The organism is Pedobacter sp. AC379, assembly GCF_979258145.1.
The window spans coordinates 5,905,424-5,918,731 of the sequence record NZ_OZ409839.1 but is presented as its reverse complement, the minus strand read 5'-3'; the positions used below and the strand labels follow the sequence as shown (position 1 = coordinate 5,918,731).

Sequence of the window (13,308 nt, the reverse complement as noted above, 5' to 3'; positions counted from 1 at the left end):
GCGATTTATTTTATTTCTTTGCGGTTGAAACTATTTTCCAAACAGAGTTTTATATAGAGAATACTTATAATTATCTTCAACTGCGCTGGCCACAAAATAGGGAGCTTCGAAAAGTTCTGTTAGCTTTTTCCTCAGTTCAGCTAAAAATTCCGGTTTAATTTCCTCCAGATATGCTCCTGAAAGATTTTGCCTTCCTGATTTAAACCAAACGCCATCTACACTCATCGTTTTAACTACGTACAAATTTGGTTCTACAAACGTCCTGCCCGAAAATTGTTCGTAAGCATATGTATATAACAAAGTTTGAATTAAGGCTTTATTTATATGTTTCCCATCCGAATTGAATAGTTCAGGGATATCCTTAAAAGTGAGTTTATCGCTTCCTGTTTTGTAATCAATTATTTTGGTAACACCATCTTTCACATCAACACGATCAATAAAACCAAAAATTTTAACGCTGGCTTCTTTTCCTCTTAGGGGGAAACTGATTTCGGCTTCTACTTTTTGTTCGAGACTTATAATGGTAAAAGGGGTTTGTGCTTCATCCTGATTCAAAATAATGTTTACATAAGCATCTACAATTGATAAAATTACCTTTTGCATCCCCTTATATTCCATTACCTTATCAGGATTTTTGAACATCACAGCATTAAATGCCCTTTGTATTAAAGCCGGAACTTTTTTTCGTTTATCCTTAATCCGGTCTGCTGTAATTTCTGCTGACCTTAAATCTTCATAAAAGTACTCCATCACCTTGTGTAAAATAGAGCCTATTTCATTTGCTTCAACAACTGCACTAACTTCTTTTGGCTCTTTTATGCCTGCGATATAGTTAAAGAAAAAATCTATCGGATTGGAAATATATTGCGTAAGTGCCGATGGTGAGAGCACTTTCTTTTTGTCGAGGTATTTTTGTAAGGTTTCCTGTATAAAAGCTTTATTGGTTTTTTCGATCTTTACGTCTTTAAATGCTTCAGTTTTAACCTCCAAATTAAGCTCATTGTAGGTAAACTCGAAACCACTTTCGTACTCTAACTGCTTTAATATTCTGCTCGCCTCTCCTGATGTGGATTCATCTGTTAAGCTGTTATAGATAAAATTGATATTCTTGGCCCGCTGTAATAGACGGTACACCATATAGGATGAAATGGCATCTAAATTTTCGAGTACAGGAAGGCCGTAAACGCGACGGATTGAATCTGGAATAAAGCTGTTGCCGATAGATGATTTCGGGATAATACCTTCATTAAAACCTAAAATCACCACTTTATCGAAGTTTAAATTTCTGGTTTCGAGTAATCCCATTACCTGAATGCCGTTTAACGGATCGCCCGAAAGCGGAACGGCAATGGCCTGCAACGATTTTTGAACCAGATAAATTACAAAAGGAATTTCCTCTTTACCGATATGGTTGCTAAAAGTATCATGCAATCTGTTTAACTCCTGAATGGTTTTTACAAATAGTTCGGCATCTATTTTTTTGAGCGTTTTTGCATTTGATAAACGGGTTAAAACATAATCAAGCACGTCGCGTAAATTGCTTACCACATGCTGCGGATCATCAATCTTTCTGTAAAAAGTTTCAAATAACCCACTTTGGCGCAATAATCTTTTGTGGTCAATTTCCACTTCATTTTCTTCCAGTAATGCAGTCAGGATTTTATCGCGCATTTTTTGTGTAAGTCCGGTTAAAGGATGCGTTAAAAAAGCCTCAACATTTCTATAGGTTACTTTATCGCGTTGCAATATTTCAAGCTGACTGGTAAGCCATAAATCTACCAGACCGAAAATACTGGAAGTAGAGAGGGCGAAACCCATGGTAACGTTAAGATCGATTTCTTTTCCGTTGAATATAGTTGGGATGGTCTGTAAAGTTGGAATCAACAAACTTTCATCCGCTAAAACCACCACTGTTTTACCTACAGTTTCAGCATTGGTATAATCATCCTCTAAAATATTGTTCAAAATTTTAGCCTGTGCCGATTGCCCCTGAACTTTAAAAACATTCACCTGGTGTGCTGCGGTTTTCATTAAACTTTCCTGCTCGGCAAATTCATTCTTCAGACCGAGTAAGTTGATGTTTTTGCGCAAAAATAATCCTGCCTCTTGCGATACATCATCCAAATAATAAGTATCGGCATCAAAATAAAATAATGCTTTTCCTGCCTCCTGTAATTGGGTAAATATTTTTGCTTCCGCGCTACTCAAAGCATTAAAACCAACAAAAATGATTTTGCCTTTATCAAAATTTGAAATGAATTCCTGGTGGTTGGTAATATCATCAGCCAGGTACCGGTAAACGGAACCGTTGGTTAAATAGCCCTGATTTTTAAGTGTTGCGTGAAATTTATGGTAAAGCTTGGGCATTCTACGCCACATTTTGATGAAAAGCTCCTGCTGTTTTTTATGTTTTCCTTCTGAATAGGACGTCCAGAACTGGGAAAGAAACTCATATTGTTCAGGGCTTAAATAATCGAAGTCTTTGTTGATAACTGAAATATCTTCTAAATCGCGGTATAATTTTTCTGCATCAACCAGATCGGCATCAATCTGGTTAAAATCGCTTAAGATGATTTTGGCCAGTGGGAAAAACTTATGACTCGAAATGTTTTCCAGTTTTTCTTCTGCGAGCAGTTGGTTGTAGATACGGTGCAGGGTGAAAAACTGAAGGTAAAAATCAGCTATTTTATAACTGGTAGAGCTGGCAAAAAATTCTTGTATGGTAAAAAAAGATGGACTGAAAAAAGGTTTGCCAATAATATCTGCAAAGTGTTTCTGCAAATACGCTGCCGGACGTTTATTGTTAAAAACAATGGCACAGCTTTCCAGCTGGTTTCCAAATCTGGTTACTAAATCTTCGGCAACTTCTTGTAAAAATGGTTTCATCTGCATATTATACTAATTTCAACTTGCCTTTAACCGCGTAGAAAAGATAGGTTTTGATATTCTGATAGCCCATCTCTGAAAGCAATGTTTTGTAGCTATTTACCTGTTCGATGTGTTTGTCGCTTTCCTCTAAAGTAAATTTATAATCAAGAATGATTACTTCATCTGCATTGATCAAAACGCGATCGGGGCGGTGTAGTTTACCATTGGCATCGATGATATTTTTCTCAACAATGCTTTCGCTTGCTTTGCCTAAAATCGCTTGAAGTTCGGGATTATTCAATACCTCAAGTGCTGAACCAATTAGTTTTTGCTTTTCATCTTCTTTAATGATTCCCTGTAAAACCAGGTTGGTTGTATACACATCAACTTCTTTTTCAGTGCTTGCACTGGCCAGGATATCATGTAATAAAGAACCTTTTCTTCCTGATTTTTCGATGTTGAGCAAATGTTTCAGGTGTTTATCTTCTGAAGGAATATAAAGTTCTGATAAACGGGTAGTGGTTGGATAAGATTTTAAGTTAATGAAATTTGATTCTTCAACTTTATTTTCAGTGTTTACGTAATCAACAATTTCGTAAACTCCGTTTTCATCAAACTGCTCATCAAAAGTAAAATTTATCACATCGCCCATATTGGAGAGCTTTAATTCTTTTTTTGCCATCGTGGCGATGTACAAATAATCTTTAGCGCGGGTAGTTGCCACATACAGCATGTTTAAGGCATCCATATTATTGTACAACAGCTCTTCGTAATAGGCTTTTGCAATTGCCGAATCGGCTAAGGCCTCATTGTATTTAAGGGGAATGCCTTTTAGTTCTTTATAAACGGTTTCTTCAGAAGATACCCAAAAAGTGCCATTCGGTTTACCTTTAATTTCCCAGTTGCAAAAAGGGACGAATACTGCCCTGAAAGCGAGTCCTTTAGATTTATGTATGGTAATGATTTGTATGGCATCTGCACCTTCTGGAGAGGGTAGCGATTTTTTGATACCGTCTTCTTCCCACCAGGTCAAAAAAGATATGATACCTTTTTCGCCAAGTTTTCCTGCCGATGCGGTCAGGTCTCTAAAAGCCAACAGGTATGGGAGATTAGCGGTTAAGCTTTTTAAACCATAATTTTCGATTAAAATTTCTACCAGCTCAGGCAGAGGGAGCTGTAACCAACTTTGCCAGTTTTCGCATAATGCTACTGGTAAAACTGAAGTGAGTGTATGTAAAGGCTTGCTATTAAGATTCAAGTAATAATTGGCATCAATCTCTTTATCATGTAATGAATGATACAGCGCAATGCAATTGGCTTTATAAAGTGCAGTTTGGGTTTCTAAACCGATCAGTACTTTTAAAGTATTAATGATAAGCTGTATTGCTGAATTGTTGGAGATCAATAGCGCATCGCCCGATAAAACAGGTAAGTTATGGCCCATTAATTTTTTAACTGTTAATAAGGCCTCACTATTGGAGCGTACCAATATAGCGATATCTTTTAGCGCATACTGCTGCTCATCTTTGAGGTATTTTATTTCTTCAACAAGATCATCCAAAGCGATATCCCTGAAAACGGTTTCAGTAAAACGGGCTTCATTAGGCGCGTGGTCTTTTCCAAATTTTTTAATTTTGATGGTTCCGCCCTTCAAAGTGTTGGTGGCAAAATTTTGAGTCGAGCCACTGTAAATGTCTGTAATAATTTGTTGGTAATGTTGGTCTTGCCACCATTTGGAAATACTTTCAGGTTTGGTGGAAAGGTTTTCATTCAACTCATTCTGCAAAGTAAGGGGGATCGCTTTGTAAAGAAAATTGTTAAAAGTAATGACGTTCTCGGCACTTCTGTAGTTTTCTTCCAAACTTTCTTCTAATACATTTTCTGCACCAACATCAAGTTTAGCATGTTTGTGGAGGATATTCCAGTCGCCATTGCGCCATCGGTAAATCGATTGTTTGGTATCGCCAACTATAAGGTGATCAATCAAATCCTGACTGGGGGTAGCCATCGCATTTGTTAAAAGCGATTTAAAACTTCCCCACTGGCTGGTAGAGGTATCCTGAAATTCATCAAATAAGAAATTGCGGTAACGGTTGCCTACTTTTTCCCAGATGAATGAAGGATTATCGCCTGCATCTTCGGTAATTCCGGAAATCAGTTTTTGGGCATCGCTGATGAGTAGATTATCATTTTCGGCCCGGTATTCTTTCAGTAAGACTGCGATTTCCTGCATTAACCTTAAATAATAAAGGTTTTTGTTAAAAGCAACCGCCAAACTGTAATTTGGTAAATGTGTTAAATAATGCGTTTTTAATTTTTGAAGTATTGGATTAACTGTATCATATGCCTCTGGAAAACTTACGTTTTTTTGAAACCATTCCTCAGGTTGATCGATTAAATTGAAAAGAGGTTCTATCTTAGAAAAATCGCCCCTTGCAACCAAAATAATTTTGGCAAGTGCACTTCGCGATTTTCCTTTCAGGTGTTCTGTTTCTACACCGATTACATTTAATGCTTCATTGGCTTCGGTTGCCAGAGCAATCAATTCATCTTCGAAGTTTTTAATTTCTGATTTGGTAACACTGATGTATTTTTTAAAAAGTTCATCAACGTTTTCCAATCCAAGTGTACTTACCGCATCTTCGAAAATCTGAAACCGCTCAGAAAATATCTCTCCGATCAGATTATAAAGTTCGAATTTATAATTCCAGCTCTTGTTATCACTGATGCGTTCGATAGCCAGATCAATAATCCATTGTAAAAGCTGTTTATTATGGTCTAAAGCTTCATCTAGTTTATTTACAAGGTCATCCTTAACTTTATCATAATTCATTTCCAAATTATAATCGGCATTGAGGCCAAGCTCGAAAGCAAAACCACGGATTACCTTTTGCACAAAACCATCAATGGTACTCACCGAGAAGCGGCTGTAATCGTGCAGGATTTTACGGTAAATTTTATCTGCTTTAAATTGTAGTTCCTGTGCACTTAGTACCGGATAAGCTGTTAAAATCAATTTTCTGTAGTCCTCTATCTTTTGCGAAGGATTACCTTTTGCCAGTCCAAGCAGAACCTCCAGGATTCTGGTTTTCATTTCTTCAGTAGCTTTATTGGTAAAAGTTACTGCTAAAATTTCACGGTATTTATTTTCTCCACTAAAAAGCAGGGTAAGGTAATGTGCGGTAAGACTGAATGTTTTACCGGAACCTGCAGAGGCCTGAAGAATTTTAAGGGGTTGGGGCATATTTATTTCCTAATTTCCTCCTTTGGAGGTATGCTCGCAGAGCGGGTGTTTTAATTATTATTATGACGTTTATATATAATTAAGGATGATTAATTCTATATGCTTTAGTGATATACTCTTCCAATCCAACAATTACAAATTCCATATTGTTCATCACATCCTCAACAGTAATCCGATATACCTTTAGCCCCAACGAGATTAGATAATCTTCTCTTTTTTTATCATAATCCTGTTTTTCATCATGGCTAGAACCATCAATTTCTATTACTAAACCAAGTTTTTTAACGTAAAAATCGACTATATAATTGCCTATAATACGTTGCCTATCAAAATCTATTTTGTGAAAACGTTTTTTTGTTACCTGCATCCAAAAAAGAACTTCTGATAAATTACCAGCCTGCCGTAGTAATTTTGCTCTTTCTTTTAATCGGGGTTGGTAAGGTAAATCGGCTATTGGTGTTAGCTTTAATATTGTTCCATTGATTGCTATATCTTTTTGCAAAGTGCTTTTTAACACCCCGTCCTTCGGACACCCCTCTGGTAGAGGGGAATGCTGGATGCCTAAATTGGCAGGAGTGTTAGTTTTTCTTCGCATTTTTTTGGCTTTGGTTCATTCCCCTCCTTTGGAGGGGTGCTCGCAGAGCGGGGTGGTCAATACAATTCGCTAGCGTTTATTGCTGTAGTTCGTGAATTATTATTTTACCCTAACTTACAACAATTTAAATTTTTCCCGAAGTCATAATATCAACAATTTATCGGGATCAGGCTTTCTTACTTTTCCGTTTATTTAGTGTTTTATGACTGATTCTTGCCGGGCGTTCGGCCATTTCAATCGGAAGGCCAAGCAAATCGCGTATTACCACAGATGCACAAGCGCCGCCGAATGCTGCTGGTAAATAAGAAACTGTACCATAGGCCGAACGTTTAAAATTGCTTCCATCGGTCATAATCATTGAATTTTTGTCCATCTCTTCTGTTGAGAACACAGTTTTGATTTTGCTGGCATTGGCAAGTTTATTTAATCTTTTGCGTACATAACTGGCAAACACGCATTGATAAGTATCAGGCAACAGTGTAATTCTTAATCTAGTCGGATCCATTTTACCACCTGCGCCCATTGAGCTCACAATTGGTATATTTTTTTCTAAAGCGGTGCTGAGTAAGGTGATTTTTGGCATTACACTATCAATGCAATCCATAATGTAATCGAATTTAGATTCTAAAATTTCCCTGCATTTCTCGGGCGTTAGAAAAGTATTTACTACGTGGAGTTTTAATTCAGGATTTATAGCCAATAAACGTTCTTCCATAATTGCTGCTTTGCTCACGCCATGATTGGTTGCCAAAGCTGGCAGTTGCCTGTTGCGGTTGGTTGGATCAACAACATCGCCATCAACTATCGTCATTTCTCCGATTCCTGAGCGGCAGATAAATTCGGCCGCAAAAGAACCTACGCCACCTAAACCGATCACTAGAACGTGTTTAGATTGAAGTTTATCAATTCCGTCGTTTCCCACAAGTAGGGCAGAGCGTGAAAGCCAGGTAGTATCAGACATGTTAAATTTTATAAATTCCCTAATTTTTCAATTTCTTTCTTCATCTCATCCATTAATTGCTGTTCAGTAGGTAGATAAAGTTGATATTTACTTGCAATAATTGTTTTATTATTTTCAGGCAGAGATATTTTTACTACTGCATCATCTCTCCTTCAATGTGTATTCGTTTTTGTCTTGCCACAAAAGAGAAACCATTTCCTATTTCTAACAAAAAATCTTGCAGGTGGGTAATAATGGCGGATTCTAAATCCTTTTCATAATATGCTGTTTCTCTTTTTAGACCCAAAAATTCTAATACCATTGGGTCTTTGATAATCTGAGTTGGTTCAGATGGCTGTTTTTCTGCTCTAGCTATAGCCAAAACAGATTCAATATCGTTACTTAAGAGCAACCTTTCAAACAGTTGACTATTTACCTGTCTTTCCAATTGTCTTGCCGACCAATTATTTTTTTCAGTTTCTGCGATGTAAAAATCTTTTTTGTCTTGATTATCAATGCTGATCAAGATTTTATAATGCGTCCAGCTGAATTGCGTCCGCAGTGCAGACGCAATTGGAAAAGTGCGGTAAAATTGCCTGTTCCGTTCTAATTGGCGAATAGAAAATCCTGTTCCAAATTGTGGTTGAAATTCATCAGAGATCGATTTTATAAGATATTCGCCATAATTAGCCCTATTTCTGCCATTCTGTTCTTCCTCAAAAATAACCTTACCAATTTGCCAATACATCAGCATTCTCTCCGTATCAACAGAACGTATTGCCCGTTCTTTTGAAGATGTAATGATGGATTGTATTTGTTGTATTAGCTCTTTTTTTAATTGCATTAATATTTAGTTCGAGGAGTGGTATTGATCTCTGTAATTGTGTTATAAGGAAATATATTTACTATTTTAAGGCCATAAGATTTAATGCTAAATTACTAAAAATGTTAGTTTAGTAAGGGGCTTATTAAATTTTATACACTTAACCTTTTCCAGTCGGTAAAAATACGAGCTTTAAGTTCATCAACTGTACATTTTTTTAAAATCGCAGCGGCACTGTAAATGTCTTTAATTGAAACATCAGCATCATCTGTTTCCAAAAAAAAGCTATCGGTACTTTGAATGAGTTTAGAAGCACCAGAATTCTCTTTTAATGCGGCTGTACCGAAAGAAAGTAAAAATCCTTTCGACAATAATTGTCTCCCGAGTGCTTCGTTTTTATTAAAACCGTGAATAATCATGGGTACTTTTACACTTAACCGATCTTTAAGTGCAATCAACTCTGAAAAACATTTAACGCAATGCAAAATTAAGGGCTTATTAAGTTTTTCTGCCAATTCGATCTGTTTTTCCAATATTATGATCTGATTCTCCAACTTTTCACCCCTCAACCGGTCTAAACCGCACTCTCCAATCTGTTTAACATTTAATTGATTGGCTACCACAGTTAAATATTTCATTTGAAGTGACAAGTGATCAACCTTGGCAAACCATGGATGTAAACCTACTGAAATTGGCTTTGTTTTAGGCATGGCTAAAAAGATATCGCTCGTTAACGATAAACTTTGAATGCTGGTTACCCCCGGCTCAGTAGCGGCTTTATGGGTATGTATATCTAAAAAGTCCATTGCAAAACAAAGATATGAAAAATGGCAGATGGAGAACCAACGTAAATATGGCAACTGAAAACTGTTAACCTTCTGTAAAGAATTCGCGAATAATCTATTAAAGCACTAGACTTTATTACTTTTGTTTATTATTTCAAAAAAACATGAAAAGATTAATCATATTATTAACAGCCGTGTTGATTTCGACTGCAGCTTTTAGTCAGGCGAAAAAAGAAGGCGTTCATATTTATAACCCACAGGCAGATGCTAAAGCAGAAATTGCGGCGGCGGTTTCAAAAGCAGCCAAAGAAAATAAGCATGTTTTGTTGCAGGTTGGTGGCAACTGGTGCAGCTGGTGTATTGCATTTCATAACCTGGTTGACAGCACAGCAACCCTGAAAAATTATATTAATGATAATTTCGAAACCGTTTTGGTAAATTATAGCTCTGAGAATAAAAACGAGGCTGTTTTAGCCAGTTTAGGTTATCCTCAACGTTTTGGTTTCCCTGTATTTTTAATTTTAGATGGTAAAGGCAAAGTATTGCATATCGAAAATTCTTCATACTTAGAAACTGAAGAAGTAGCTGCAAATGGTAAAAAGGAAGTAGGGCATGACGTAAAGAAAATTACTTCATTTTTAAAAGGATGGACAACAACTGCAGTTAACCCAGAAACTTACAAAGCAAAAGCCAAATAAGCTTTATTGTAAATATCAAATGATAAAAGCCGTTCGGATGCAAATCAGAACGGCTTTCTTTTTAATCGTTTAGCTCATCATCTTCCAATTTATCATCAAGATTTAATTCATAAGAAGCTCTTGATGCCTCATCGGCTTGTTCCAGCAAATCTTTATCATGTTCTATGTTGATATCATCGCCACTAATTTCGTTAATATTGTCTACCTCATCCTCTCTGCGTAGTGCATCATTCGGATCGTTCGAATAATTGTCGTCTTCTGGATCTATCATAACATTAAGTTTTAGTATAGATAATCGTTTTGAGGATGAAATTGTTTTAAAGAAAGGTAAAAATTGAAATACTAAAGGGATAGATTGATTAATCCCCCTTAGGCTCTATTTCAGTGGATAAAATATATAATAAAAATGCCGGATCATTCAATCATCCGGCATTAATTCTTTGCGTACCTGGTATCTTAGGGATTAATCTACATACCATCTCCAAATTTATAAAACGGAGCCACACCCACAGGTAATTTTCCTGTTGGTACCAATCTGTTATTGATTACAGCAGCAGCTGAAATCTGCATATAATCTTCTTTTTGATAAGCAACAACCAAACCTTTGCTATTTTCTAAACCAGCTAAGCCAGCAAGATTGTAAGGGTTGGCAAATAGCGCAAAAACTGCATTTTTAGCTGATAATTCTTTAATAAAGTTTTTTACCCCTGCATTTAGCGGCATGTTATTGGCTGGTCTTGACCTGCTGTCGTGGATTCCTACAATTACCTGATCAAAAGCACCGATTTCTCGGGCAATGTTCGATATCTGCGTAGCACTTGCCTCTTTATCCAAAACATAATATACCGAGTTATAATAACCTTTCGAAATTTCTTTCTGGAAAGTGGTTACAGAAGGTACACCGATACTGATAATGGCTGTTCTTCTGATCGGAATAAGCCGTTTAATATAATCTTTACCCTTCAGCAAGGTAACCGATGCATTGGCAAGTTCCTGCACCAAAGCATTGCTGGCATTGCGGTTTACGGCGGCCACAACACCCTGGGTAACAATAGTATCCCTTTTGGCTAAACCTGCCCAGTATTTTGCAGTCAGTATTTTGCGCACACTTTGGTCTATTTCAGCCATACTAACACGGTCTTGTCTAACCGCTTTACGCACCAGCTTAATCGCTCTGTCGCTGTTTTCTGATAATTCTATAATATCATTACCAGCAATTATACCCATTAAATCAGCCTCACCATCTTTAAAATATTTCACCACACCCTTCATGTCCATTGCATCTGAAATAATTAAGCCTTTAAAGCCTAATTTTTGCTTTAAAATGCCAGTAACAATAGGTTTTGAAAGGGTAGATGGCAAATTTGGGGTTTTATCCAGCGACGGGATATTCATATGTGCAATCATCACACCTGATGCACCTTGTTTAATAAGTTCTTTAAATGGATACATTTCTAATGTATCCAATCGGGTAGCAGAAAAAGTAAGCTGTGGCAAATCGTAATGAGAATCCACATCGGTATCACCATGACCGGGGAAGTGCTTCAGGGTGGTTAATAAACCGCCATCCTGCATACCTTTCATATAGGCAGCCACTTTTGTAGCCACATTGTATTTGTTCTCTCCAAAAGACCGGTAGTTGATTACCGGATTTTTTGGGTTATTATTAATATCTGCATCAGGCGCCAAATTCATCTGCATCCCCATGCGTTTATAATCTTTGGCTACTTCAAGCCCCATTTTGTACAGCAACTCTTTGTTTTGAATTGCGCCCAACGTCATTTGATAAGGATAAGAAATAGTGCTATCTAAACGCATGCCAAGGCCCCATTCACCGTCATTTGCTACAATTAAAGGAACACGACTTAATTTTTGATAGGCATTGGTTGCCAAAACCTGCCGCCCCGGACCTCCCTGAAAAAAGATAACGCCACCTAATTGTTCTTTTTTGATCACCTGACCAACCGAATCGGTGTATTTCTTACCCAGGTTAGTATGTGCCCGCACAAAAAACATTTGCGCAATACGTTCTCTACGGTTAAGTTTATTAAAAACAGAATCCACCCATTTTGGTTGGTTGGCCAATAGCTCTAAGTAGGTTTTTTGTTGTGCGCTTGCAGAAAATGCAGTACCGCAAAGGGCAATCAGTATAAAAAAATTTTTTCTCACGAGTTTTGTTGTATCAGCTGCTAAATTAATCATCTAAAGCCGAATTAAACAAAAACCAATCCAAGTAATTGATTTAATACAATATGTTGTAAACCCCGATGGCTTAAACATAAATTTTTAATGCAGTGCTATTTGTACATTCCCTTCCCGTCAATGAAATCGATAACCTTATCTGGCAGAAAAAACTGTACATTTTTCTTTTCTTTAATGGCTTTGCGAATAAAGGTTGAAGAGATTTCCATCAGCGGGGTTTGCGTAAAAGTAATGGAGGGATGCTGCTCCCATTCTCTGGTATTTGCGCCAGGCCGCGGATAAACAAAAATTTGATAGTTTTTTAGCAATACCTCGTAATTTTTCCATTTTTTGAATGATACCAGGTTATCGGCTCCCATAATCAGCACAAATTCCTTTTCAGGGTATTTTTCGTGGAGGTAGGTTAAAGTATCGATGGTATACGATGGCTGGGGCAATGCAAACTCAATATCACTCACCCTGATATGTTCGGCATTTTCAGTGGCAAGTTTGGCCATTTCCAAACGATCGTACATATTGGTTAAGCCGCTTTTATCCTTTAATGGGTTATGGGGCGAAACCACCAGCCACACTTCATCAAGCCCGGTATGGTTAGCCATATAATTTGCAATCACTAAATGCCCGGTATGGATGGGGTTATATGAACCGAAGAAAAGACCAGTCTTTGGTTTATAGTTTTCAGTTGACATTTTTCAGTTCGATATATTTAAAAAATGAAACAGTTAAGTAACACCGTATTTTTCTGGATTATTTATCATATGATTTAACAATTTTCCAACCTCGTCGCTTTGTGATGTTAAATCTTCATATCGCTCTTGATCAATATATTTACACGCTAAAGCAAACTTTAACCAACCTTTGGTCTCGCTATTCTCCATGTCGCTATCCGAAAGCTTACTGATGAAATGAGCTCTATATCTTCGTTTTCTATAAGCTTCAATAGAACAAATATTTGTAGACCGTGAAGATCTTCTGATTTGATCAGTTAGCGCGTACATCTCACCCTTTGGAAAGGATTTACTGAGTTCGAAAATATTCATTGCCAACTCAAATGACTTTTTATAAACCAATAAATCAGGAAAATCGCCCATAAACTAATCTCGTATTTTATTGGAAAAGTATTTTATACTACATAAACTGAAAATTGAAAGCT

11 protein-coding genes are annotated in these 13,308 nt (G+C 36.9%); 1 reads left to right on the top strand and 10 read right to left on the bottom strand.

Going from position 1 to position 13,308, the window contains the following annotated elements; genetic code table 11:
* Positions 1-30: 30 nt before the first annotated feature.
* From ACZZZW_RS25465 to ACZZZW_RS25440, 6 genes are all read right to left on the bottom strand, one after another.
* Positions 31-2,886, bottom strand: coding sequence for a PD-(D/E)XK nuclease family protein (locus tag ACZZZW_RS25465; RefSeq protein WP_463497656.1), 2,856 nt, complete (start codon positions 2,884-2,886; stop codon positions 31-33).
* A gap of 7 nt (positions 2,887-2,893) precedes the next feature.
* Positions 2,894-6,112 (bottom strand): UvrD-helicase domain-containing protein, encoded by a 3,219-nt coding sequence (locus ACZZZW_RS25460; RefSeq protein WP_082458875.1) that lies wholly within the window; start codon positions 6,110-6,112, stop codon positions 2,894-2,896.
* A gap of 79 nt (positions 6,113-6,191) precedes the next feature.
* Positions 6,192-6,707 carry a DUF559 domain-containing protein gene (locus ACZZZW_RS25455; protein WP_082458874.1) on the bottom strand — a complete coding sequence of 172 codons (516 nt, stop codon included), beginning with the start codon at positions 6,705-6,707 and terminating at the stop codon, positions 6,192-6,194.
* Between the two features lie 166 nt (positions 6,708-6,873).
* Positions 6,874-7,668: a tRNA threonylcarbamoyladenosine dehydratase gene (locus ACZZZW_RS25450; protein WP_463497653.1), complete on the bottom strand. Its 795-nt coding sequence runs from the start codon at positions 7,666-7,668 to the stop codon at positions 6,874-6,876.
* Between the two features lie 133 nt (positions 7,669-7,801).
* Positions 7,802-8,491, bottom strand: coding sequence for a PDDEXK nuclease domain-containing protein (locus ACZZZW_RS25445; RefSeq protein WP_235526180.1), 690 nt, complete (start codon positions 8,489-8,491; stop codon positions 7,802-7,804).
* A gap of 131 nt (positions 8,492-8,622) precedes the next feature.
* Positions 8,623-9,276 carry a TatD family hydrolase gene (locus tag ACZZZW_RS25440; protein ID WP_463497650.1) on the bottom strand — a complete coding sequence of 218 codons (654 nt, stop codon included), beginning with the start codon at positions 9,274-9,276 and terminating at the stop codon, positions 8,623-8,625.
* Positions 9,277-9,419: 143 nt separating this feature from the next.
* Between ACZZZW_RS25440 and ACZZZW_RS25435 the strand changes: the two genes are divergently transcribed.
* Positions 9,420-9,953, top strand: coding sequence for a thioredoxin family protein (locus ACZZZW_RS25435; RefSeq protein WP_463497647.1), 534 nt, complete (start codon positions 9,420-9,422; stop codon positions 9,951-9,953).
* A 61-nt stretch (positions 9,954-10,014) separates the two neighbouring features.
* On the opposite strand, the gene ACZZZW_RS25430 is transcribed toward ACZZZW_RS25435, so the two are convergent.
* The 4 genes from ACZZZW_RS25430 to ACZZZW_RS25415 all read right to left on the bottom strand — a co-directional run bounded on the left by ACZZZW_RS25430 (position 10,015) and on the right by ACZZZW_RS25415 (position 13,246).
* Positions 10,015-10,224 carry a hypothetical protein gene (locus ACZZZW_RS25430; RefSeq protein ID WP_463497644.1) on the bottom strand — a complete coding sequence of 70 codons (210 nt, stop codon included), beginning with the start codon at positions 10,222-10,224 and terminating at the stop codon, positions 10,015-10,017.
* 197 nt (positions 10,225-10,421) lie between these two features.
* Positions 10,422-12,155: a glycoside hydrolase family 3 protein gene (locus ACZZZW_RS25425; protein WP_463497641.1), complete on the bottom strand. Its 1,734-nt coding sequence runs from the start codon at positions 12,153-12,155 to the stop codon at positions 10,422-10,424.
* 95 nt (positions 12,156-12,250) lie between these two features.
* Positions 12,251-12,844 carry a nicotinate (nicotinamide) nucleotide adenylyltransferase gene (gene nadD, locus ACZZZW_RS25420; protein WP_463497638.1) on the bottom strand — a complete coding sequence of 198 codons (594 nt, stop codon included), beginning with the start codon at positions 12,842-12,844 and terminating at the stop codon, positions 12,251-12,253.
* Between the two features lie 33 nt (positions 12,845-12,877).
* Positions 12,878-13,246, bottom strand: a complete 369-nt coding sequence (locus ACZZZW_RS25415; protein ID WP_463497635.1) for a four helix bundle protein — start codon at positions 13,244-13,246, stop codon at positions 12,878-12,880.
* Between the last annotated feature and the right edge of the window lie 62 nt (positions 13,247-13,308).

Excerpts from the sequence above, each read along its gene's own strand:
- ACZZZW_RS25465 (WP_463497656.1), bottom strand. The coding sequence starts at position 2,886 with ATGAAACCATTTTTACAAGAAGTTGCCGAAGATTTAGTAACCAGATTT.
- ACZZZW_RS25460 (WP_082458875.1), bottom strand. The coding sequence starts at position 6,112 with ATGCCCCAACCCCTTAAAATTCTTCAGGCCTCTGCAGGTTCCGGTAAA.
- ACZZZW_RS25455 (WP_082458874.1), bottom strand. The coding sequence starts at position 6,707 with ATGCGAAGAAAAACTAACACTCCTGCCAATTTAGGCATCCAGCATTCC.
- ACZZZW_RS25450 (WP_463497653.1), bottom strand. The coding sequence starts at position 7,668 with ATGTCTGATACTACCTGGCTTTCACGCTCTGCCCTACTTGTGGGAAAC.
- ACZZZW_RS25445 (WP_235526180.1), bottom strand. The coding sequence starts at position 8,491 with ATGCAATTAAAAAAAGAGCTAATACAACAAATACAATCCATCATTACA.
- ACZZZW_RS25440 (WP_463497650.1), bottom strand. The coding sequence starts at position 9,276 with ATGGACTTTTTAGATATACATACCCATAAAGCCGCTACTGAGCCGGGG.
- ACZZZW_RS25435 (WP_463497647.1), top strand. The coding sequence starts at position 9,420 with ATGAAAAGATTAATCATATTATTAACAGCCGTGTTGATTTCGACTGCA.
- ACZZZW_RS25430 (WP_463497644.1), bottom strand. The coding sequence starts at position 10,224 with ATGATAGATCCAGAAGACGACAATTATTCGAACGATCCGAATGATGCA.
- ACZZZW_RS25425 (WP_463497641.1), bottom strand. The coding sequence starts at position 12,155 with ATGATTAATTTAGCAGCTGATACAACAAAACTCGTGAGAAAAAATTTT.
- nadD (WP_463497638.1), bottom strand. The coding sequence starts at position 12,844 with ATGTCAACTGAAAACTATAAACCAAAGACTGGTCTTTTCTTCGGTTCA.
- ACZZZW_RS25415 (WP_463497635.1), bottom strand. The coding sequence starts at position 13,246 with ATGGGCGATTTTCCTGATTTATTGGTTTATAAAAAGTCATTTGAGTTG.